The following is a 22695-nucleotide window of genomic DNA, read 5'->3' on the forward strand; positions in this document are numbered from 1 at the left end:
CTTGTCTAGCTCGTCAAAGCGTCGGCGATCTTGGTCGCCAAACGCTCGGCCACTGCATCTTTGCCCATGCGCGGCCATTCCTCGGCCCCGTCATCCGAGATTAGGATCACCGCATTCTCGGACCCGCCCATGATCCCGGTTGCCGGGCTGACATCATTGGCCACGATCCAGTCACAGCCCTTACGCCCCCGTTTGGCGGTGGCATGTTCGATCACATTGTCCGTCTCGGCGGCAAATCCCACAACCAGCGCCGGGCGACCAGTTTTCATATGCGATACGCGTTTTAGGATGTCGGGATTTTCGGCAAACTCCAGCGCTGGCATCCCATCGCGGCTTTTCTTCAGCTTTTTGTCCGAGGCACTTGCGACCCGCCAATCCGCGACAGCTGCGGCGAACACGCCTGCATCCACTGGCAGTGCGGCATTCACGGCGTCCGACATTTGCAGCGCGGTTTCGACCTGCACGACCTGCACCCCTGGGGGTGGCGGAACATCCGCTGGGCCGGTGACAAAGACCACGTCAGCGCCCAGTGCAGCAAGCGCCCGGGCTACCGCCGTACCCTGCGCCCCAGAGGAGCGATTGGCGATATAACGCACCGGGTCAATCGGTTCATGTGTCGGCCCCGAGGTCACAAGCACACGCTTACCGCTAAGCGGGCCCTGACCCAGTTCCGCCTCAATCGCTGCGACGATCTCAAGCGGTTCGGACATACGGCCGGGGCCGTATTCGCCGCAAGCCATATCACCCTCGTTCGGGCCGACAAAACGGACGCCGTCGGCCTGCAATTGTTTCAAATTGCGCTGCGTCGCCGGATGGTCCCACATGCGAACATTCATCGCAGGGGCACACAGAACCGGCGTGTCGGTCGCCATCAACAGGGTCGAGGCCAGATCGTTCGCCAGCCCGGTAGCCATCTTCCCCATCAAATCCGCAGTCGCGGGGGCCACAACGATCAAATCCGCCGAGCGCGACAATTGGATATGCCCCATCTCGGCCTCATCTGTTAGATCGAACAGATCGCGATAGGCTTTTTCACCAGCCAGAGCCGCCACGGACAGGGGTGTCACGAATTCCTCAGCCGCGCGCGTCAACACGGGCGTCACGGCCGCGCCGCGTTCTTGTAGGCGCCGGATCAGGTCCAGCGACTTATAGGCCGCGATCCCACCGCCGATAATCAGCAGAATGCGTTTCGATGCCAGCATGTTCAGCCCTTCCTGTCCCGGTCGGCCCCGACATTAGGCAAGGGGGCCTGACAGTTCCAGCGGTTAATTCTGCTTTTGAAACGCCAGACATGGGTCTTCGCGTTCAACGCTGGGGCTGTCGATTACCGCGTCGAAGGTGCCATTAACCACGCCATCTTCGGATTGACCCAGCACAAAGACCTTCAGCCCCGGGCGCAATCGGTTCAAAAAGGTGGGAATGCCCCGATCTTTACGGGCATGGCCATTCCCGGTGATCACCGCAACCGGGCCGCCGGTTTCATCGGTGGCGCGCAAGATGGCGCGCGTCAGCACAGCGTCGCGCAAGCGCTGAATGGCCACCAGTTGCGGCAAGGCACTTTCTGGGATCGCATCGCAATGGGCGGCCAGTTGATCGGCCTCGCGCGCGGCCTGTTCGTCGGCTGGCAAAGGCACGGTCAGTCCATAACGTGCCGCATCCGCGCCCAAAGCGGTGGCTGCCCCTCGCTCCATCGCCGCACGGGCTGCGGCACGTGGAACCATGGCCCCGTAGACGGGCGCGTCTGATGCCTGAAACACCGGGTAATACATGCTGAGCGGCGGCCAGCCCGATTCAAGCCATTCCAGAATGCGCGCAAGCTCTTCGGGGTTGGATACAGCCTTATCCGCCAGTCGCTGCGCACCTTCTTCGGTTACCATCTCCCACACAACAGCCGAGGGGGTGATGGCCTTCAATGCTTCGGCCTGAATGACATGGTGTTGCGGGTTGTCGTGTATCTCGCCCAAAATGACTACATCCGCCGAGGTCATCGCGGCCAAAATATCATTGGGGATCAAATCTTCGGCCTGGCCGGGCGCGGCCATAACCATCAGTGTACAAACAAGAATCGCAAGCTGTCTCATGCGATGAAGTGTTGCACCTCGCGCGACTGTGCTTCAAGGTTCTTACGCATTTTCACAAAAGCCGCAGCCTCAAGCTGACGCACGCGTTCCTTGGACAGGCCAAGCTCTTGCCCCAGACTTTCCAGCGTGCGGGCAGGATCGCGCAGCTTGCGTTCGCGCACAATAAAGCGTTCGCGGTCGTTCAACGCCTGCATCGCCGTCACCAACCATTCGCGCAGCTGTTCGGTATCGTGGCTGTTTTCAACCGTCTCGGCAGCTTGCTCGCGTTCATCCTCTAGCGCATCGATCCACTCCCGACCGTCTTCATCCGTCGATTGCACCGCGTTCAGAGAGAAATCCGAGCCCGAAAGGCGCCCTTCCATCATCTCAACATCACGCAAGGGCACGCCGATTTCAGCTGCAATCATCTGGTGCAACTGATGACGGTCCAGATCCATCCCTTCGGTTGCGGCCTCGCGTTCCAAACGCGCCTGAACCCGCCGCATGTTGAAAAACAGGGATTTCTGCGATGAGGTCGACCCAGTGCGCACCATCGACCAGTTGCGCATCACGTAGTCCTGAATGCTCGCCTTGATCCACCAGACCGCATAGGTTGAAAAGCGCACGCCTCGGTCGGGATCAAATTTGTCGGCCGCTTTCATAAGGCCCAAACCAGCCTCTTGAATCAGATCATTCATCGGCGCGCCGTATCGTTTGAACTTGGCCGCCATCGAAATCGCCAGCCGCATATAGGCCGTGATCAACCGATGCAACGCTTGTTCGTCACGGTCGTCACGCCACGCATAAGCCAGCTTTAATTCAGTTTCTGCGTCCAGCAATTCGGCTTTCATTGCCTGCCGGGACATCGAAAAATCGGTTCCATTATCCAGTGCCATGGAAATCTCCCCTTTTCACAGGCGCGTGCCGGGCTTGCCTTACCGACTTAGGGTCGATACGCAGAACAAAACCGGGTGGATCACCAGAAAGGTAATAATAGTGTATCCGGATTTAACCTTTGTGTTGGGTGGCGCGGCCTCTGGTAAATCTGCTTTTGCCGAGCAACTTGTTGTTTTATCAAAAAAAACTCGCGTTTACCTCGCCACATCACAAGTGTTTGATGATGAGATGCGCGACAAGGTTCAGCGCCATATCGCCCAACGCGGTGCAGGATGGGCGACGATCGAAGCCCCATTTGATCTTGGTTCGGCCCTGTCCGATTTGACCTCCGATCATATCTGTCTGATCGACTGCGCCACCATGTGGCTGACCAATCATCTGTTGGCTGAAAACGATCTGGAACAAGCCCAATCTGTGCTTTTGCAGGCCCTTCAATCGTGCCGGGCGCCGGTTATCATCGTCTCGAACGAAGTCGGCCATGGCATCGTCCCGGACAACGCTCTGTCCCGCCGCTTCCGCGAAGCACAGGGACGGTTGAACATCGCGCTGGCCGCACAGGCCGATCTGGCCGTGCAGGTAACAGCAGGGCTTCCGCTGGTGCTGAAAGGACAATTGCCGTGACCCGGCTGCATCTTGTTCGTCACGGGCCGACCCATGCGAAAACCATGGTCGGGTGGTCCGATCTGCCTGCCGACCTCAGCGATCACGCCGCTATCGCGCGATTGCACGACCATCTGCCAGACAAGGCGCTGGTGGTATCATCTGACTTGCTGCGGGCCACCGATACGGCATCGGCCATTCAAGGTAAACGCCAGCGCCTGCCGCATCATAGAGACCTGCGCGAGATTCACTTCGGCACATGGGAGTTGCGCAATTTCAAAGAGATTGAGGCCGAAAACCCCGATCTGGCCTTTGCGTATTGGGACAATCCCGGCGACGTGCGCCCGCCCAAAGGTGAAAGCTGGAACGAGGTTTGCGCCCGCGTCGATGCCGTGATCGACCAGTTGATTGTCGATCACACGGGCCACGACCTGATCATCGTGGCCCATTTCGGCGTGATCCTGACCCAGGTGCAGCGCGCCCTTGGCGTTGACGCACAAGAGGCGTTCAGCCATCGCATCGACAACCTCTCGGTCACCGACATCACCCATCACGGCGATCGCTGGTCGGTTGGGCAGATCAATCACTGTCCGTGATCACACCCCGCACAAATCACTGATTTACTGAACGATCGCGGCGCGCCATCGTAGTCGTATGACCTATGATTTATTTATTGGAGACCGCCTGTTTTCCAGCTGGTCCTTGCGCGGTTGGCTGATGCTGGAAAAGTTCGGCCTGCCCTACCGAAACCACATGATTGGCCTCTATTCCGGCACCATGGCCGAGGATATGAAGCCGCTGGCCCCGGCGCGCCTTGTCCCTGCTCTGCGCCTGCCGGATGGGACCATAGTGGGCGAAAGCCTTGCCATGGCCGAGACCTTGGCCGAACGGCATCCAGAGGCCGGGATGTGGCCCGAAGACGTGGCCGCCCGCGCAACGGCCCGGTGGCTATGCGCCGAAATGACTGCCGGATTCGCCGCGTTGCGCGCGGAATGTTCGATGCAGCTGTTGCACTGCTGGCAGGGATTTGATCCATCGCCTGAAACGCTGGTTGATCTGGACCGGATCGAAACCCTCTGGGCACATGCCCGCACTATATCCGGTGCAGACTCCGGGCCGCTTTTCGGCAGGTATTCTCTGGTGGATGTATTTTACACCCCCGTGGCCGCGCGGATCATTGGCTATGGTTTGCCTGTGTCCGTGGCTAATCGGGAATATTGCCTGGATTTGCTATCCGACCCTTCGGTCCGACAATGGCGCGCAATGGGATTGACCGTGACCTATGATCCGTTCCCCTACGCATTCGACCTGCCGTCACAGGCATGGCCCATCGGCGCGCAAACCGATGCCCAATCTGTAGATAACGGACCATCGATCAACGATATCTGTCCTTATTCCGGCAAAGCGGTCACCCATTTTCTGGAACTGGACGGTCAGCGCTGGGGATTCTGTAACCAATTCTGCCGCGACAAAACGGTTGCGGACCCCGGTGCCTGGCCAAAATTCTTAGCAATGACCGACACCGTTAACCATTCGTAAACCGCATCCATGGCAGCAACGACCTGTTAACCAAACAGGTCGTTCATGGTCGCCCGTTCTCATACCGTCGCTTTCCAAGGGGTTGATGCCCGCCCGGTCGAGGTGCAATGCGCCGTCTCGCCGGGCCTGCCCGCTTTTTCCATCGTAGGCCTGCCCGACAAGGCCGTGTCCGAGGCCCGCGACCGCGTCCGCAGCGCGCTGAGTTCGATGGCCATCGCGCTGCCGTCGAAACGGATCACCATCAACCTGTCCCCCGCTGACCTGCCCAAAGAAGGCAGCCATTTCGACCTGCCCATCGCCGTCGCGCTGCTTTCGGCGTTGGAAATCATCCCGCCCGACGCCGCCGAAGGCGCGGTTTCGCTGGGCGAGTTGTCTCTGGACGGCTCGCTGGTTCCGGTCGTCGGTGCGCTGCCTGCCGCCATGACTGCCGCAGCCGAGGATCGCGCGTTGCTGTGCCCCCGAGCCTCCAGCGCCGAGGCGGCTTGGGTGGATGCCACACAGGTCATCGGCGCGGGATCACTCGGCGATGTCGTACGCCATTTTTCGGGCCAGTCGCCCTTGCCTGCGGCCCAACCCGGCGAAGTGAACTTGGCGCCCAGCGCCCGCGATCTACGCGATGTAAAAGGGCAGGAACGGGCCAAGCGCGCGCTGGAGATCGCCGCCGCAGGCCGCCACCACCTGATCATGATCGGCACACCCGGATCGGGTAAATCCATGCTCGCCGCGCGCCTGCCCGGTATTCTGCCGCCTCTGACCCCGACCGAGGCACTGGAAACTTCGATGATCCAATCTCTGTGCGGGTTGCTGGACGAAGGCGGCATCAGCCGCAGCCGTCCCTTTCGCGAACCCCACCATACCGCCTCTATGGCGGCGATCGTTGGGGGTGGCAAGGGCGCCAAGCCGGGCGAGATTTCCTTGGCTCATAATGGCGTTCTGTTCTTGGACGAATTTCCCGAATTCCCGCGCACCGTGCTGGAAACCCTGCGCCAACCTATCGAGACTGGCGAGGTTATGGTCGCGCGCGCAAATGCCCATGTGAAATACCCCTGCCGGTTCATGCTGGTGGCTGCAGCCAACCCCTGCAAATGTGGATATCTGACCGATCCCGCCCGCGCCTGTTCTCGCGCGCCTGTCTGCGGAGAGGACTATCTGGGCCGCATATCAGGCCCGCTGATGGATCGGTTTGATCTGCGGATCGAGGTGCCCCCAGTCGGGTTCACCGATCTGGACCTGCCACCTTCCGGCGACAGTTCGGCGACCGTTGCAGCGCGCGTCGACCAGGCCCGCGCCATTCAGGCCGAACGGTTCCAGGACACGCCCGCTACGCGGCAGAATGCCGATGTTGAGGGTTCGATATTGGAAGAGATTGCCGCTCCGGATGCTGAAGGCAAAGAGTTGCTGCTGAAAGCCGCTGAACGGTTTGGCCTGTCAGCGCGTGCCTTTCACCGTATTTTAAGGGTCGCGCGCACGATTGCCGATCTCGATGGCGCACCAGATGTCCGGCGTCCGCACGTGGCCGAGGCGCTGAGCTTTCGCATCAGCGCCAAGGTTGCCTCTTAAAGCCTGGCTTCAATGGCCTGCCAGATTTTTTCGGCGATGTTCACACCGTCGAACCGCTCAAGCTCCTGAATGCCGGTGGGCGAGGTCACGTTGATCTCGGTCAGATAGTCTCCGATCACGTCGATCCCGACGAAAATCTGGCCTTTTTCTTTCAGCAACGGGCCGATCGCCGCGCAAATCGCTCGGTCACGCTCGGACAGGCCGATCTTTTCGGGCCGCCCCCCAACATGCATGTTTGACCGTGTCTCACCCTTCGCCGGAACACGATTGATCGCGCCCACGGCCTCGCCATCCACAAGGATCACGCGCTTGTCGCCGTTGCTGACATCGGGTAGGAATTTCTGCACGATCAATGGCTCGCGCGAGAAGCCTGTAAACAGCTCGTGCAGAGAGGTCAGGTTGCGGTCATTCGCATCAAGCCGGAACACGCCCGCGCCACCGTTGCCATAGAGTGGCTTCAGAATGACATCGCCGTGCTTTTCCTTGAACGCTTTGATGGTTTGCAGATCACGCGCGATCGTGGTTGGCGGGGTCAGGTCAGGGAAATCCAGAACCAGCAGCTTTTCGGGGTAATTCCGCACCCAAAACGGATCATTGACCACCAACACCTGCCCTTTGAGACGATCCAGCAGATGAGTCGAGGTGATATAATGCATATCGAACGGAGGGTCCTGACGCAGCCAGATCACGTCGAACTCGGCCAAATCCACCTCGCGTTCCGGGCCCAGCTCGGCCGGGTTGTCTGCCACACGCTGCACTTTCATGTCCTGACCGCGCGCGGTGATCCGCCCCTCTTGATAGGCCAACTGGTCCGGGCTGTAGAAAAACAGCATATGCCCGCGCGCCTGTGCTTCTTCGGCAAGACGGAATGAGCTGTCTGCGTTGATATCCACGGCCCCGATCGGGTCCATCTGAAAGGCGATTTTCATGGCGTGTCCCTCAGTTTCACGCCAGATACATGGCCCAGAGGGGCCGAGGGTTCAATGGGTGTCAGGCCTAACCAAACGCGTTTTCGATGATTTGAACAGCCCCCGTGGCATCCACCAACGCCGCGTCAAACCGAACATTTGTCAGCTGCCCGCCCGGTTCCGTTTCCAGAAATTGCGCTGCCGAGGTGAAAATCCGGTCAATCTGCCGCTGGCTAATCCGCGCTGCGGCCATGTCGAAACTGGTGCTTTTCTTGACTTCGATGAACACAAGCCCGTCACTGCCCCGGGCTATCAGATCGATCTCACCGCCTGCGCCGCGCCAGCGATGATGCGCGATTTTGAAACCCCTACGTTCATAGTCGGCTGCGACCTGCAACTCTGCCGCCTGTCCGGCATGGTAGGAAACCGAACTTCGGACAGATCGCGAGGTCATGTCATCCCTTTCCCAATTTCAACGCCTTTTGATAAATCGGACGGCGCGGTAGTTTGTACATCTGCGACACCAGATCCGCCGCATCACGCACCGAATGGGTTTCCAAGGCGCGCGTCAAAGCCTCTTCTATGTCGGATTCGTTAACAGATTCCGAATGACCCCGGTCAACCAGAAGAACAATTTCACCTTTGACCGTCTGTCCTTGCAGGGCAGTGGCCAGTTCACCCAACGAGCCGCGCCGGATTTCTTCGAACTTTTTCGTCAACTCACGGCACATCGCGGCCTGGCGGTCTTCACCCAACACCTCGGCCAAATCCGACAAGCATGCCGCCACGCGCTTGGGCGATTCGTAAAACACCAGCGTGCCGGGTACATCCCGCAACGCCTCGATCCGCGTCCGGCGCGCGCCGGTTGCGTTGGGCAAGAAACCCGCGAAAAAAAACGCGTCCGTCGGCAACCCCGCCAGCGTCAGGGCCATCAATGCCGCCGACGGCCCCGGCGCACAGGTCACCATATGCCCGGCCTCGGCCGCCTGCCGCCCCAGATCATAACCCGGATCGGCAATCAGCGGCATTCCGGCCTCGGACGCATAAGCAACCGATTTCCCTTCGGCCAGAGCATCCAGAATTTTGCCGCGTGCCCCCGCGCCGCTGTGGTCGTGATAAGCCAGAATGCGCCGCCCTTCGAGCGGGACGCCATGAATCTCCATCAACCGCCGCAGGCTGCGAGTGTCTTCGGCGGCAATCACATCGGCCGAGGCCAGCACGTCCAGCGCCCTGAGCGTGATATCGCGCGCTGTTCCAATCGGAGTGGCAACAAAATACAGGCCGGTGCCCAATCTGACTTTTTGGAAATTCAAAGCTGGACCCTCACAGCGTGACGTTTATTATCGCGACCCAATAGATTGGCGGCATCTCAAGCCGCCGGGACAGGGAGTTTTCATTCAGATGTTTACCGTTTGCAAGCCCGTTCGCAAACTGGCGCGCACCGCCGCCGTACTGGCAACCGCCACATTTCTGGCCGCCTGCGACGTCAGCACCATCGGCGGAGGTCCGTCGATCAACACATCCGACCCCGTGCCTGTTGCCCTCTTGGTCCCTGCCGGATCGGGGCAGGCCGGTGATGCGGCGCTGGCACGCAGCTTGGAAAACGCAGCCCGGCTGGCCATGTCGGATTTGCAAAATGTTCAAATCGATCTGCGCGTTTATGACACGCGGGGCAGTTCGAATACGGCTGCGGCGGTTGCGCAGCAGGCGGTGGCAGACGGGGCGAAGATCATCCTAGGTCCGGTCTATGCGCAGGCTGCAAACTCTGCAGGCATTGCGGCGCTGAGCAGCAACGTCAACGTGTTGTCCTTCTCGAACAACACCAGCATTGCAGGTGGCAATGTCTTTGTTCTGGGATACACATTCGAAAATACAGCCAACCGCCTGGTCAATTTTGCCGGATCGCAAGGCAAATCGAACATGGTCATCGTTCACAGCAACGATGCTGCGGGCCAGTTGGGTCAAACCGCCATTGCCAATGCGCTAGCTGGCAGCCGCGTGAACAATGCAGGATCGGTGGGGTATGACCGTTCGCAGCAGGGCGTCATCAATTCGGTTCCCTCAGTTAAAGCAACCGTCGATGCGTCCGGCGCAGATTCCTTATTCCTGACCTCGACCACAGTTGGCGCATTGCCGCTATTCTCACAGTTGCTGCCCGAAGCCGGCGTTTCTACAACAAACACACAGTTTATTGGTTTGACGCGCTGGAATATCCCACCGCAAACATTGGACTTGCCCGGTGTACAAGGTGGTTGGTTTGCACTGCCGGACCAATCAAAAGCCCAAGCTTACCGGCAGCGGTACAACAATACTTATGGTGAGGCTCCACACCCCAACAGCGGGTTGGCCTATGACGGTATTGCCGCAATCGCCGCACTTGTCAGCCAGGGTAAATCCAACGCTCTGACCGCTTCGGCGCTGACGCAAAACGCCGGTTTCCAGGGCGTTGGCGGTATCTTCCGCCTGCGGCCGAACGGTACGAATGAACGCGGTCTGGCTGTCGCCACGATCCAGAATAAACAGGTAGTAGTGATTGACCCTGCCCCACAAAGCTTCACAGGCGCCGGTTTCTGAGAAAACGGGTTTGAAGCTCACCCCCAGGGGTGAGCTGATCTGCCCGGCGGATGAAATTTTCGACAGCGCCGCCGTCATGGCACAGCTGTCGGAGGCCTTTGACAAGACCTCGGACAATGCTGCGCGGCGCAATGAGACCGTGCGTATCCTGCGTGACGCCCAGAAAGCCGGGCGTCAGGCCATTGCCGATGCCTTTGCCGAACGCCCGTTTGATGCGCGGCCGCTGACCCATTCCTACACCTATCTGACCGATGGGCTGGTCTGTACCGCCATGAAGGTATCCAGCGAGGATCTGCACCCTCTGGCCACCCCGACACAGGGGGAAAGGATCGCAGTGCTGGCGGTGGGCGGCTACGGGCGCGGGGAAATGGCACCGTCCTCTGATGTCGACCTGCTGTTCCTGACGCCCTACAAAATCACCGCCTGGGCCGAGAGCGTAATTGAATCCATGCTGTATATCCTGTGGGATTTGCGGCTGAAGGTTGGCCATGCGTCCCGCACGATCAGGGATTGTCTGCGCCTTGGGGCCGAGGACTTCACCATCCGCACTTCCATGCTGGAGCATCGTTTTCTGGCGGGGGACAGCAAACTGGCCGCCGAGCTGGACAACCGCCTGAAGGCTGACCTGTTCAAAGGCAGCGAGCGAGAGTTCATCGAAGCCAAATTGCAGGAACGCGATGAGCGTCACCAAAAACAGGGTGAGCGCTATATGGTCGAGCCCAATGTCAAAGAAGGCAAAGGCGGGCTGCGCGATCTGCAATCGCTCTACTGGATCGCGAAATACATCTATGGCGTTCAGGATGTGGCTGAACTGGTGCCTCTGGGCCTGTTTACGCCCGAAGAGTTTAAAACATTCGTAAAGGCCGAGGATTTCCTGTGGGCCGTCCGTTCGCATCTGCATCTGATCACCAGACGCCCGACCGAACAACTGACCTTTGACCTGCAAGTCGAGGTGGCCGACCGGATGGGTTATGAAGACCGGGCCGGGCGCCGCGCGGTCGAAGTGTTCATGCAGCGCTATTTCCGCGAGGCCACTTATGTCGGGGAATTGACGCGTATTTTCCTGACCAAGCTGGAAGCCTCGCATATGAAAGGTGAGGCCCTGCTTGAACGCATCTTCCGTCGCCGACCGCGGGTCAAGGCGGGCTATAGGGTGGTGCATGGTCGTCTGGACGTGGCCGATCCCGAGAAATTCCTTGCCGACAAAGTGAACCTGCTGCGTCTGTTCGAAGAAGGTTTGCGCACCGGCATGCTGATCCACCCAGACGCGATGCGGTTGGTGACCGCGAACCTGGACCTGATCGACGAAGATATGCGCGAAAACCGCGAGGCGCGGCGCATCTTCCTTGATCTGATGCTGAAACACGGCAACCCCGAACGTGCCCTGCGGCGGATGAACGAACTGGGGGTGCTGTCCGCATTTCTGCCCGAGTTCGAGCCCATCGTGGCGATGATGCAATTCAACATGTATCACAGCTATACGGTGGACGAGCACACCATCCAATGTATCGTCAACCTCGCCCAGATCGAACGCGGAGAACTGATTGAACCGCTGCCGCTGGTGTCGTCCATTCTGAAAGGCGGTGTGAACCGCAAGGTGCTGTATGTTGCGTTGTTGTTGCATGACATCGCCAAGGGACGACCCGAAGATCACTCGATCCTCGGCGCGCAAATCGCCCGTAAGGTTGCGCCCCGGCTTGGGCTGAACAAAGCGGACTCGGAAACCGTGGAATGGCTGGTCCGCTATCATCTGCTGATGTCGGACATGGCGCAAAAGCGCGACATCTCAGACCCGCGCACTGTGCGCGATTTTGCCAAAGCGGTGAAAACGGTCAAACGGCTGGACCTGCTGACGGTTCTGACAGTCTGCGATATTCGCGGGGTCGGGCCGAACACGTGGAACAACTGGAAAGCCACCCTTTTGCGCGCCCTGCACGCCGAAACCAAGCGCGCGCTTGAAACCGGGATGGAGGACCTCAACCGCGCCAATCGCGGGACCGAGGCCAAAAAAGCCCTGCGTGCCGCGTTGTCGAATTGGTCCAAGGCGGACCTAAAGGTCGAAACCGGGCGGCACTATGCGCCGTACTGGCAGGGCCTGAACCTGCACACCCAAGTCGAGTTTGCCGAGATGCTGCGGGCGCTGGAACACAGCGGTGATCCGGGTGAGGTAGAAATCCGCATGCAACCGGACGAAGACCGGGACGCCACGCGGGCCTGTTTCGCAATGGGCGATCACCCCGGTATCTTTGCGCGAATTGCGGGTGCTCTGGCGCTGGTCGGGGCCAACGTGGTGGATGCGCGCAGCTACACCACCAAAGACGGTTATGTAACCGATGCCTTCTGGATTCAGGACACCGAAGGCCACCCGTTCGAGGCCAGCCGCCTGCCACGCCTGGCCCAGATGATCCGAAAGACACTCAAGGGTGAGGTGGTTGCCCGCGATGCGCTGAAATCGCGCGACAAGATCAAGAAACGCGAACGCGCCTTTAACGTGCCGACCCATATCACCTTTGATAATGATGGGTCCGAGATTTACACGATCATCGAGGTCGATACCCGCGACCGTCCGGGTCTGCTCTATGACCTGACCCGAACGTTGGCCGCGGCCAATGTCTATATCGCCAACGCAGTGATCGCGACCTATGGCGAACAGGTGGTCGACACCTTTTACGTCAAGGACATGTTTGGTCTAAAATACCATGCGGAAGGCAAACAGCGCACGCTTGAAACCAAACTGCGCAAAGCCATCACCGAAGGCGCCGAGCGCGCGGCCTCATGAAGCAGATCCGGTTGTTTTCAGGCCTGTTCACGGTCGGGTTCTGGACGCTGGCCAGCCGGATTCTGGGCTTTTTGCGGGAAATCCTGCTGACGGCTTATATCGGTCCGGGTCCGGTGATGGATGCTTTTGTCGCGGCCTTCCGTCTGCCAAACATGTTCCGCCGTTTCTTTGCCGAAGGCGCGTTCAACGCGGCCTTTGTGCCGATGTTTTCCAAGCGGCTGGAAGGCGAGGAAAACGCCCAAGGCTTTGCGCAGGACGCCTTCAATCTGTTGGCCGTGGCGGTGCTGGCGCTGGTCGGGCTGGCAATGGTGTTCATGCCCGCGCTGGTCTGGATCACGGCCGAAGGGTTTCACGGTGATGAACGGTTCGATCTGGCCGTGGACTATGGATATGTGGTGTTCCCTTACATCCTGTTCATGTCGCTGGCAGCGCTGTTCTCGGGTGTTTTGAACGCCACGGGTCGCTTTGCCGCCGCCGCCGCCGCACCCGTATTGCTGAACATCTTTGCCTGCACGGCCCTGATCGCCGGGGCAGCCGCTGGAGGCGAGGTGATCCGTTGGCTGATCGCAGTCATTCCCTTGGCCGGGGTCGCACAGCTGGCGCTGGTCTGGGTGGCGACCGAGCGTGCAGGCATTCGCATCCGGCCCGGCCTGCCGAAGCTCAGCCCCGAGATGCGCCGCATGGTGCGCATCGCCGTTCCGGCGGCACTGGCAATGGGCGTCACTCAGATCAATCTGGTGGTGGGGCAATTGGTAGCCTCGAAAACCGAAAAGGCGATCAGTTGGCTGTTCGCGGCTGACCGGTTGTATCAACTGCCGCTGGGCGTGGTGGGCATTGCCGTCGGCATCGTGCTGCTGCCCGATCTGTCCCGCCGCCTGCGCGCCGGGGACAAGGACGGCGCCCGCAACGCATTTTCCCGCGCAGGTGAGTTCACGCTGTTGCTGACCATACCGTCGACCGTGGCGTTTGTGATCCTGCCAAACCCGATGGTCTCGGTCCTGTTCGAACGTGGCCAATTCAGCGCCGAGGACACCGCGGCCACAGCGCTGGCAGTGGCAATTTACGGAATCGGCCTGCCTGCCTTCATGCTGCAAAAGCTGCTGCAGCCGCTCTATTTCGCGCGTGAGGATACGCGGTCCCCGTTCCGCTATGCCGTGGTTGCAATGGTCGTAAACGCCGGGCTGGCCTTTGGACTTTACCCGTTGGTGGGATGGATCGCACCGGCCATTGCGGCGTCGGCTGCCGGGTGGGCTATGGTCGGTCTGCTGATCCTCGGCGCGCGACGCATGGGTGAAGAGGCGCGGTTCGACGACCGCTTCAAACACCGGGCATGGCGCATCGTGGCCGCGTCGCTGGGGATGGGTGCCGTTCTATACGCCGCCATTCATCTATTCGGCTGGGCATTCGAACTGTCCGGCTGGCGTTATCTGGCGCTGATCATCCTGATCAAGATTGCCGCGGCCACCTATTTCTTTCTGGGCCACCTGTTTGGCGCTTTCGAGGTGTCAGAGTTCCGCAAAGCCTTGCGTCGGTCGTGATCAGTCGCGGCGAATGCGCCGCACGATCCGCGCCCAGCCACCCGGGGCAAGCAGGAACGAAAGGCCAAAGCCTGTGGCAAACCCGCCCAGATCGGCCACCCAGTCGGACGTACCGCCGAACAGCAGGCCGAACACCAGTTGAATCCCCATCAGGGCCGCGATCAAACCAAAGGCGCGGTGCTGGTTTTCACCAACCAATGACAGTTTGCGCCACAGCAACCACGTGAATGCGCCGATCAGGCCATAGACAGGCGGGAACCCTCCGACCAGCGGGTATTGGGGGTCCAGCAACAGTGCATAGGCCAGTGCCCCGCCCACGCCAGACAGCACGAAGATCACCAACATCTGAAACCCGCCAAAGACCTCGGCCACCATCTTGCCCATGGCCAGCAGGAAGACGCAGACAAAAACGGCTTGCGTGAAAGAGCCCGACACGAAGGGGTAGGTCACGAAACGCATGACATGTTCGAAAGGCCAGCGCCCGTTCTCGACCATCCAATCAAAGATATCAGGCGAAAACGAATAGCTCTGCAGCGCATCCAGCCGCCATCCCACCGCCGACGGACCGCCGATCAGCCCGCGTGTTCCCAGGGTAAAGGCCAGTTCCACCCCCATAATGAACAGCACCAAGGCCACCACAACGGGCGGCAAAGGGTTCACGGCGGGTGTATAATTCTCACTGCTCATTGGGCTGGCCTTTCGCGGCGGTTGACGTCCCTTGGCCTCATGGGTAAGCGACGGGGGCTGATTTTTCCAGACGGGAGTTCCCTTCGATGACCGAGACCCAGTTCACACCGCGCGTGTTTTCCGGCATCCAGCCGTCGGGAAACCTGCATCTTGGCAACTATCTGGGTGCGCTCAAGCGGTTTGTGGATATGCAGCAGCCGGACATGGAGACCATCTATTGCATGGTCGATCTGCACGCGATCACCGTTTGGCAGGACCCCAAGGAACTGGCCCATTCGACGCGCGAATTGTGCGCTGGTTTCATCGCTGCCGGTCTCGACCCGGATAAATCGATCCTGTTCAACCAAAGCCAGGTGCCTGAGCATGCGCAATTGGCGTGGATCTTCAACTGCGTCGCCCGCATGGGCTGGATGCAGCGGATGACCCAGTGGAAGGACAAGGCCGGAAAGAACCAGCAAAACGCTTCGTTGGGTCTGTTCGCTTATCCGTCGCTGATGGCCGCCGACATCCTGACCTATCACGCAACGCATGTGCCGGTTGGCGACGACCAGAAACAGCATCTTGAGCTGACGCGCGATATCGCGATCAAGTTTAACCATGATTACGGCGTCGATTTCTTTCCGATCACCGAACCTGTGATCGAAGGGGCCGCGACCCGTGTCATGAGCCTGCGCGACGGGTCCAAAAAGATGTCCAAGTCCGACCCCTCGGACATGAGCCGCATCAACATGACGGACGACGCCGACACGATCGCCAAGAAGATTCGCAAAGCCAAGACCGACCCGGATGCGCTGCCATCCGAGATCGATGGTCTGGAAGACCGCCCCGAGGCGCGCAATCTGGTGAACATCTATGCCGCGCTCAGCGATCAGACGGTCGATCAGGTGCTCGCCGCTGTTGGCGGTAAACAGTTCGGTGAATTCAAACCGATGCTTGCAGAACTGGCGGTGGAAAAACTGGCACCGATTTCGTCCGAAATGGCCCGCCTGATGGGCGAAGAAGCCGAGATTGACCGGATTCTGGGCAAAGGTGCGGAAAAGGCCCGCGCGATTGCTGCGCCGATCCTGCAGCAGACTTACGAAATTGTGGGCATGGTCAGCTCAAAACAAGGCTGATTGCGCTGGACGTTACCGCAGCGCCTTCCTAGGTTTGCGCAAAGCATGGGAGGGCGTCATGGCAGTCGGCAAGAACATCCGCACCTATTTCGAAAGTCAATGGCATGACGGGGATGCCCCGATCATGCGCGCGGCCGATCACGGTGCTTGGCTGGGATCGTCAGTCTTCGACGGTGCACGCTATTTCGACGGCATGGCCCCGGATCTTGAGGCACATTGTGCCCGCGTGAATCGCTCAGCCGAGGCACTGATGCTGACCCCGTTCGTCTCAACCCAGCAGATGGTCGAGATCATCCGCGAGGGGTTGGCTTCTTACGGACCGGACTCAGCCGTCTATATTCGCCCGATGTATTGGGGCATCGACGGCGACGCGACCGCGATTGTCCCACAGGAAAACAGCACTGGTTTTGCCATCTGCCTGGAAGAGATCCCGATGGCGCCCGAGACCGCCTCGGTCACGCTGGGTACCACAAAATTCCGCCGTCCGGTTCTGGAATCGTCGGTGGTGAATGCCAAGGCCGGGTGCCTGTACCCCAACAATGCGCGCATGCTGCAAGAGGTTCGCGCCAAGGGGTTCTCGAATGCGCTGGTCGCGGACGCACTGGGCCACGTGGCCGAGACCGCAACCGCCAACATCTTCATGGTCCGTGACGGAGAGGTGTTTACCCCAACCCCCAACGGCACCTTCCTGGCTGGCATCACCCGCGCGCGTCACATTGAAAACCTGCGCGCCGACGGGACGGTCGTTCACGAAGCCATCCTTGGCTTTGACGATTTCCACAAGGCGGATGAGGTCTTTATGACCGGCAACATGAACAAGATCACCCCGGTCACCGCGCTGGAGGATACACAATATCAAATCGGCCCCATAGCCCGCCGTGCGCGCGAGCTGTATTGGGACTGGGCACTAAGCACCCGCTAACCAGCCGCTTATTGCCAGCACGCAAATGGTCGGGCATGATCGCCTGAGATATACGAGGACACTTCATGCGCAAATTCTTGGTCGTTCTGGATGACAGTCGCGAATGCCTGAACGCGATGCGTTTTGCCGCTATGCGCGCAGCCCACACCGGCGGTGGCGTTACAATCCTATCGGTCATTCCGCCGGATGAGTTCAACCATTGGATCGGCGTGGCCGAGGTAATGCGCGAGGAAGCACGCGAGCGTATTCACGCCCATTACGAGGTGTTCGCCAAGTGGATGCGCGACAAGCAAAACATCGACCCCGAACTGGCCATCCGCGAAGGTGAGCCGGTCGCCGAGATCATCGAACATGTGCAATCAGACCCCGAGATCGGGGTGCTGGTGCTAGGCGCAGGCGTTGAAAAGAAAGGCCCCGGGCCGCTGGTGACGCAACTGACCAAGAATTCGGGCAACCTGCCAATTCCGATCACCATCGTTCCTGGTGATCTGAGCAAGGAAAAGCTGGAAGAAATCACCTAAAAGGGCACCCATGCAGCGCAGCATCCAGTTCTGGTTCGAATTCGCATCCACATACTCTTACCTAAGTGCGATGCGAATCGAGGATCTGGCTGCGCAGAACGGGGTGTCAGTTGAATGGCATCCCTTTTTGCTTGGTCCGATTTTCGCCGCGCAGGGCTGGGACAATTCCCCGTTCAATATCTATCCCGCCAAAGGGCGCTATATGTGGCGCGATATGGAGAGGTTGTCGGCCCGTCGGGGGTTGCGATTTGCCCGGCCAGACCCCTTTCCCCAAAATGGTCTGAAGGCTGCGCGGCTAGTGATGACGATTGAAACCCACCCTCAACGGGCTGCCTTTGTTCGGGCCGTCTATGCCGCCGAATTCGTTGATGGCCTCAATATCTCGGACGACAAGGTGCTGATCGACTGCCTGTCCCAAGCAAGCCTGCCCCCAGAAACGCTGGCCGGCTGTCAAGACCCGGATATCAAGGCGGCCTTGATCCAACAGACTCAGACCGCGCAGGCCAAGGAGATTTTCGGGGCGCCAAGCTTTCTAGTGGGGGATGAACTGTTCTGGGGCGATGACCGGCTGGATGCGGCGATGCAACTGGCGGCAGAAATTTAGAATGGTTCCAAATCTTGACTTCCCCGGCCCGGACCCGCATATCAGGTACAACTGAAACGGAGCCGTGACATGTTCATCCAGACCGAATCCACGCCGAACCCTGCTACGCTGAAATTCCTGCCCGGTCAGCCGGTGCTGGAAGCGGGCACTGCAGACTTTCCTTCGGCGGAAGCCGGGGAAAAATCGCCCTTGGCGAAACGGATTTTTGCAGTGTCTGGTGTCACCGGCGTGTTCTTTGGCAATGATTTCGTCACCGTGACCAAATCGGATGACGTTCAGTGGGATCATATCAAACCGGCCATTCTGGGCGCTGTGATGGAGCATTTTCAGTCCGGTCAGCCGGTATTGGGTGAAGATGCTGTTGATGGGTCAGGTCACGCAGAACATTTCGGCGAGGATGCCGAAGTGGTCAATCAGATCAAGGACCTGCTGGATACGCGCGTGCGCCCTGCGGTGGCGCAGGATGGGGGTGACATCACGTTCCACGGGTTCGACCGGGGCGTTGTTTACCTGCACATGCAAGGCGCTTGCGCTGGCTGCCCGTCCTCGACCCTGACGCTGAAAATGGGAATTGAGAACCTGCTGCGCCACTACATCCCGGAAGTGACCGAGGTTCGCCCCGTTGCCGTCTGACCCGATCATTTTGGCATTTGACACATCGGCCGCGCATTGCGCGGCCGCTTTGCTACATGGCGACACGATTGTCGCTTCGCGCGTTGAGCCCATGTCACGCGGGCAGGCAGAACGGTTGATGCCGCTGTTAGAAGAGATTCTGGCCGAGGCGGATTGCACGTGGCGCGATCTGACCGCCATTGGAGTCGGGATCGGGCCGGGGAATTTTACCGGCATCCGTATCTCGGTTTCGGCGGCGCGGGGATTGGCGTTGGGACTTGGTATCCCGGCTGTTGGAGTTACCGGTTTTGATGCCTTGGCCGAAATCGGGGATGGGATTCCCGCGATCCGCGCACCCCGCGAGCAAGTCTATGTCGCGCTGCCCGGTCAGGACCCCGCACTGATGGCGCAGGAACAGGCAGAATCACTTGGAAATCTGATTCTGAATGATGACGCCGATGTGCTGGTCAACACCCTTGCCCGGCTGACAGCGCAAAGATGGTCCACCACGACCCAGCCCCCTGCCCCGTTATATGTGCGCCCGGCTGATGCGGCCCCGTCAAAGGACTCACCACCGGTTCTGCTGGACGGATGACCCCGCAAGAATTGGCTCATACCCATACGGCAGCCTTCACGCAGTCGCGCCCGTGGACGGAATCAGAATTTGCTGATCTTCTGACCAATCGTTTCACGCATGTCATTGGTAACGCAGACTGTTTTGCCCTGTTTCAAGTCACTGCAGGTGAAGCTGAACTGCTGACAATCGCCACCCACCCCAATAGTCAGCGCCAAGGTCTTGCCCTGCGCCTCATGCAGGACTGGCACGCAAAAGCCAAAGCTTTGGGCGCAACCCGCGCCTTTCTGGACGTTGCGGCAGACAATCACCCGGCTATCGCGTTGTACCAGCGCTGTGGATACACAACCTGCGGCCTGCGCAAGGGTTACTATCTGCGCGAAAAAGCTGAGAAAATCGACGCCGTTGTCATGATCTGCGCCCTGACCTGACCGACGCCTCCTAATTTTTTCGACCATTTGGTCAAGAATCAGTTGACCGCACCGGTTGCAAACGCCCTTAATTCCCGCCATCACAACAGTTATGCTCGCTCACAGTGAGTAATCGGGGCTATCTTGACCCCGACCAACAATAACAAACGGGAGTATGAAATGACCCTGATGAAATCCTTGATGGGCGCTGCTGCCGCCGTCGCGTTGACCGCCGGTGCGGCCCTGGCTGAACCAGCCCTGATTTTCGACCTGGGTGGCAAGTTTGACAAATCGTTCAACGAAGCAGCCCATAATGGGGCATCACGTTGGGCGGAACAGACCGGTAAGACTTATCGCGAAATCGAACTGCAGTCTGAAGCCCAGCGTGAACAAGCCCTGCGTCGTTTTGCCGAAGCTGGCCTGAACCCAATCATCACCATGGGTTTCGCAATGGCTGATCCGCTGGCGGCTGTCGCGGGCGACTATCCCGACACCAAATTCGTTGCAGTTGATGTGAATTGGCTAGATGCTCCGAACGTGCGTCAGATCGGCTTTGCCGAGCATGAGGGTTCCTATCTGGTTGGAATGATGGCTGCGATGGCATCTAAGACCGGAACAGTTGGCTTCATCGGTGGCATGGATATTCCGCTGATCCGTCATTTTGGCTGCGGTTACGCGCAAGGCGCCAAAGCCGTGAACCCCGACATCAATATCGTTGCCAACATGACTGGTACCACCCCATCGGCATGGAACGACCCGGTCAAGGGCTCCGAACTGACCAAGGCACAGATCAGCCAGGGTGCTGACGTCATCTATGCTGCTGCGGGCGGCACCGGTGTGGGCGTTCTGCAGACCGCCGCCGATGAAGGCATCCTTTCGATCGGTGTGGACAGCAACCAGAACCACCTGCATCCGGGCAAGGTTCTGACCTCGATGCTGAAGCGCGTGGACGTGGCCGTTTATGACGCCATGAAGGCTGGCGAGGATCTGCAAACCGGCGTTTTCGCCATGGGTCTGGCCGAAGAGGGTGTGGGCGTCGCCATGGATGAATACAACGCTGAACTAGTTACGGAAGAGATGAGCTCGGCCGTTGCAGACGCACGCAGTGACATCATCAACGGAAACGTCACCGTTGTCAGCTATTACGAGAACGACAGCTGCCCGGCACTGCAGTTCTAATACCACGCGGGGCGGGGGTTTGACCTCCGCCTCGTCTCCACTTGGCCGCGCCCTGTGCGGCCCCTTCGGCAAGTGAGGACACGACATGACAGTCCCCGCCATTGAGCTCAAAGGGATTTCCAAAGCCTTTGGGCCGGTTCAGGCCAACAAAGACATTTCCATCAGCGTCGCCCCCGGCACGATCCACGGGATCATCGGTGAAAACGGTGCGGGCAAATCCACGCTGATGAGTATTCTCTACGGTTTCTACAAAGCCGACAAAGGAGAGATTTGGATCAACGGGACCAAGACCGTCATCCCCGACAGTCAGGCGGCGATTGCGGCGGGCATCGGGATGGTGTTCCAGCATTTCAAGCTGGTTGAGAATTTCACGGTTCTGGAAAACATCGTTCTGGGCGCCGAAGATGGAGGGCTGCTGGCTCCGTCTTTGTCCAAGGCTCGCAAGGAACTGAAAGAGCTGGAAGAAGAATACGAGCTGTTCGTTGACCCAGACAAGCGCATTGACGAAATCGGCGTGGGGATGCAGCAACGGGTCGAAATCCTCAAAGCCTTGTATCGCAAGGCCGAGATTTTGATTTTGGACGAACCGACAGGCGTTCTGACCCCGGCCGAGGCCGACCAGCTGTTCCGCATTCTCGACCGTCTGCGGGCCGAAGGGAAGACGATCATCGTGATCACCCACAAGCTGCGCGAGATCATGGAAAACACCGATACAGTCTCGGTGATGCGGCGCGGGCAGATGACGGCGACAGTAAAAACCGCCGAAACCAGCCCCGAGGAGCTGGCCGAGCTGATGGTAGGCCGCAAGGTTCTGCTGCAAGTCGACAAGGTTCCTGCAAAACCCGGCAAACCCATTCTTGAGGTCGAAAACCTGCGCGTCTTCGATTCAGCGGGCGTTGAGCGGGTCAAGGGTATCGACTTGACGGTCCGCGCGGGTGAGATCGTCGGCATCGCCGGTGTTGCGGGTAATGGCCAGTCGGAACTGCTTGAGGTTTTGGGCGGGATGCGGCCTGGAAAAGGGTCGATCAAGCTGAATGGTGAACCGCTGGCGCTTAGTGGGCATGGGTCTGACGGTCAGGCGCGGCGTGCGCAGCACATCGCTCACGTCCCCGAGGATCGTCAGCGCGAGGGCCTGATCATGGATTTCCACGCGTGGGAAAACGTGGCGTTCGGCTATCACCGCGACCCTGCCTATAAACGCGGTCTGTTCATGGACAATGCCGCCCTGCGCGCGGATACCGAGCGCAAGATTGAAAAGTTCGATGTGCGCCCGCCCAATGGCTGGCTGACCGCCAAAAGCTTTTCAGGCGGCAACCAGCAGAAAATCGTTGTCGCGCGCGAGATCGAGCGGAACCCCGACCTGTTGCTGGTAGGCCAGCCGACACGCGGGGTGGATATCGGCGCGATCGAATTCATTCACAAACAAATCGTCGCCCTGCGCGATCAGGGGAAGGCAATCCTGCTGGTCTCGGTCGAGTTGGAGGAGATCTTCTCGCTGTCCGATCGGATCGCGGTGATGTTCGACGGACATATTATGGGCGAACGCCTGCCCCATGAGACAGATGAAAAAGAACTGGGCCTGCTGATGGCCGGTGTTGCGGAAGAGGCCGCGTGAA

23 protein-coding genes are annotated in these 22695 nt (G+C 59.4%); 16 read left to right on the forward strand and 7 right to left on the reverse strand.

Annotated features, from left to right (window positions below):
* Nucleotides 1-5: 5 nt before the first annotated feature.
* From coaBC to GOX21_RS12870, 3 genes are all read right to left on the reverse strand, one after another.
* Nucleotides 6-1202 (reverse strand): bifunctional phosphopantothenoylcysteine decarboxylase/phosphopantothenate--cysteine ligase CoaBC, encoded by a 1197-nt coding sequence (coaBC, locus tag GOX21_RS12860; protein WP_170377690.1) that lies wholly within the window; start codon nucleotides 1200-1202, stop codon nucleotides 6-8.
* A 63-nt stretch (nucleotides 1203-1265) separates the two neighbouring features.
* Nucleotides 1266-2081, reverse strand: a complete 816-nt coding sequence (locus GOX21_RS12865) for a ChaN family lipoprotein (protein WP_170377692.1) — start codon at nucleotides 2079-2081, stop codon at nucleotides 1266-1268.
* Entirely contained in the window at nucleotides 2078-2956 is an 879-nt protein-coding gene (locus GOX21_RS12870) for an RNA polymerase factor sigma-32 (RefSeq protein WP_170377693.1), read from the reverse strand. The genes GOX21_RS12865 and GOX21_RS12870 overlap by 4 nt, the downstream gene beginning before the upstream one ends.
* A 100-nt stretch (nucleotides 2957-3056) precedes the next feature.
* Between GOX21_RS12870 and cobU the strand changes: the two genes are divergently transcribed.
* Genes cobU through GOX21_RS12890 form a run of 4 tightly spaced genes read left to right on the forward strand, consistent with a single transcriptional unit; the run spans nucleotide 3057 to nucleotide 6656 of the window.
* On the forward strand, nucleotides 3057-3578 hold the full coding sequence (gene cobU / locus GOX21_RS12875) for a bifunctional adenosylcobinamide kinase/adenosylcobinamide-phosphate guanylyltransferase (RefSeq protein WP_170377695.1): 522 nt from the start codon (nucleotides 3057-3059) through the stop codon (nucleotides 3576-3578).
* Nucleotides 3575-4153 carry a histidine phosphatase family protein gene (locus GOX21_RS12880; RefSeq protein WP_170361448.1) on the forward strand — a complete coding sequence of 193 codons (579 nt, stop codon included), beginning with the start codon at nucleotides 3575-3577 and terminating at the stop codon, nucleotides 4151-4153. Before cobU ends, GOX21_RS12880 begins: the two co-directional genes overlap by 4 nt.
* Before the next feature lie 58 nt (nucleotides 4154-4211).
* Entirely contained in the window at nucleotides 4212-5096 is an 885-nt protein-coding gene (locus GOX21_RS12885; RefSeq protein ID WP_170377697.1) for a glutathione S-transferase, read from the forward strand.
* 45 nt (nucleotides 5097-5141) lie between these two features.
* On the forward strand, nucleotides 5142-6656 hold the full coding sequence (locus tag GOX21_RS12890) for a YifB family Mg chelatase-like AAA ATPase (RefSeq protein ID WP_170377699.1): 1515 nt from the start codon (nucleotides 5142-5144) through the stop codon (nucleotides 6654-6656).
* Here GOX21_RS12890 and gshB read toward each other — a convergent pair.
* From gshB to rsmI, 3 genes are all read right to left on the reverse strand, one after another.
* The gene (gene gshB, locus GOX21_RS12895) at nucleotides 6653-7585 is read right to left on the reverse strand and encodes a glutathione synthase (RefSeq protein ID WP_170377701.1); all 933 of its coding nucleotides are present in this window, start codon (nucleotides 7583-7585) and stop codon (nucleotides 6653-6655) included. The genes GOX21_RS12890 and gshB overlap by 4 nt on opposite strands.
* Before the next feature lie 67 nt (nucleotides 7586-7652).
* Entirely contained in the window at nucleotides 7653-8018 is a 366-nt protein-coding gene (locus GOX21_RS12900; protein WP_170377703.1) for a YraN family protein, read from the reverse strand.
* Nucleotide 8019: 1 nt separating this feature from the next.
* Nucleotides 8020-8877: a 16S rRNA (cytidine(1402)-2'-O)-methyltransferase gene (rsmI, locus tag GOX21_RS12905; protein ID WP_170377705.1), complete on the reverse strand. Its 858-nt coding sequence runs from the start codon at nucleotides 8875-8877 to the stop codon at nucleotides 8020-8022.
* 88 nt (nucleotides 8878-8965) lie between these two features.
* Between rsmI and GOX21_RS12910 the strand changes: the two genes are divergently transcribed.
* From GOX21_RS12910 to murJ, 3 genes are read left to right on the forward strand one after another with little or no spacing between them, the layout of a single operon-like run.
* Nucleotides 8966-10138, forward strand: a complete 1173-nt coding sequence (locus GOX21_RS12910; protein WP_170377707.1) for a penicillin-binding protein activator — start codon at nucleotides 8966-8968, stop codon at nucleotides 10136-10138.
* A complete protein-coding gene (locus GOX21_RS12915; RefSeq protein WP_170377708.1) occupies nucleotides 10098-12917 on the forward strand; it encodes a [protein-PII] uridylyltransferase in 2820 nt (939 codons plus the stop codon). Before GOX21_RS12910 ends, GOX21_RS12915 begins: the two co-directional genes overlap by 41 nt.
* Nucleotides 12914-14455 carry a murein biosynthesis integral membrane protein MurJ gene (murJ, locus tag GOX21_RS12920; RefSeq protein ID WP_170377710.1) on the forward strand — a complete coding sequence of 514 codons (1542 nt, stop codon included), beginning with the start codon at nucleotides 12914-12916 and terminating at the stop codon, nucleotides 14453-14455. The genes GOX21_RS12915 and murJ overlap by 4 nt, the downstream gene beginning before the upstream one ends.
* On the opposite strand, the gene GOX21_RS12925 is transcribed toward murJ, so the two are convergent.
* Nucleotides 14456-15142, reverse strand: a complete 687-nt coding sequence (locus GOX21_RS12925) for a rhomboid family intramembrane serine protease (protein WP_170350584.1) — start codon at nucleotides 15140-15142, stop codon at nucleotides 14456-14458.
* An 86-nt stretch (nucleotides 15143-15228) separates the two neighbouring features.
* Here GOX21_RS12925 and trpS point away from each other — a divergent pair, with 86 nt between their 5' ends.
* From trpS to GOX21_RS12970, 9 genes are all read left to right on the forward strand, one after another.
* Nucleotides 15229-16257 carry a tryptophan--tRNA ligase gene (trpS, locus tag GOX21_RS12930; protein ID WP_170377712.1) on the forward strand — a complete coding sequence of 343 codons (1029 nt, stop codon included), beginning with the start codon at nucleotides 15229-15231 and terminating at the stop codon, nucleotides 16255-16257.
* 58 nt (nucleotides 16258-16315) lie between these two features.
* Nucleotides 16316-17179: a branched-chain amino acid aminotransferase gene (locus tag GOX21_RS12935; RefSeq protein WP_170377714.1), complete on the forward strand. Its 864-nt coding sequence runs from the start codon at nucleotides 16316-16318 to the stop codon at nucleotides 17177-17179.
* Between the two features lie 65 nt (nucleotides 17180-17244).
* Nucleotides 17245-17700 carry a universal stress protein gene (locus tag GOX21_RS12940; protein WP_170350587.1) on the forward strand — a complete coding sequence of 152 codons (456 nt, stop codon included), beginning with the start codon at nucleotides 17245-17247 and terminating at the stop codon, nucleotides 17698-17700.
* 10 nt (nucleotides 17701-17710) lie between these two features.
* On the forward strand, nucleotides 17711-18304 hold the full coding sequence (locus GOX21_RS12945) for a 2-hydroxychromene-2-carboxylate isomerase (protein WP_170377716.1): 594 nt from the start codon (nucleotides 17711-17713) through the stop codon (nucleotides 18302-18304).
* 69 nt (nucleotides 18305-18373) lie between these two features.
* Entirely contained in the window at nucleotides 18374-18937 is a 564-nt protein-coding gene (locus GOX21_RS12950; RefSeq protein ID WP_170350589.1) for a NifU family protein, read from the forward strand.
* The gene (gene tsaB, locus GOX21_RS12955; RefSeq protein WP_170377718.1) at nucleotides 18927-19511 is read left to right on the forward strand and encodes a tRNA (adenosine(37)-N6)-threonylcarbamoyltransferase complex dimerization subunit type 1 TsaB; all 585 of its coding nucleotides are present in this window, start codon (nucleotides 18927-18929) and stop codon (nucleotides 19509-19511) included. The genes GOX21_RS12950 and tsaB overlap by 11 nt, the downstream gene beginning before the upstream one ends.
* On the forward strand, nucleotides 19508-19921 hold the full coding sequence (locus tag GOX21_RS12960) for a GNAT family N-acetyltransferase (protein WP_170377720.1): 414 nt from the start codon (nucleotides 19508-19510) through the stop codon (nucleotides 19919-19921). Before tsaB ends, GOX21_RS12960 begins: the two co-directional genes overlap by 4 nt.
* 159 nt (nucleotides 19922-20080) lie before the next feature.
* Nucleotides 20081-21079, forward strand: a complete 999-nt coding sequence (locus tag GOX21_RS12965; RefSeq protein ID WP_058281934.1) for a BMP family lipoprotein — start codon at nucleotides 20081-20083, stop codon at nucleotides 21077-21079.
* Nucleotides 21080-21164: 85 nt separating this feature from the next.
* Nucleotides 21165-22694 (forward strand): ABC transporter ATP-binding protein, encoded by a 1530-nt coding sequence (locus GOX21_RS12970; RefSeq protein WP_170377722.1) that lies wholly within the window; start codon nucleotides 21165-21167, stop codon nucleotides 22692-22694.
* The last annotated feature ends 1 nt before the right edge of the window (nucleotide 22695 follow it).

Source organism: Ruegeria atlantica (genome assembly GCF_013032005.1).
In the GTDB taxonomy this organism is placed as follows: Bacteria; Pseudomonadota; Alphaproteobacteria; order Rhodobacterales; family Rhodobacteraceae; genus Ruegeria; species Ruegeria atlantica_A.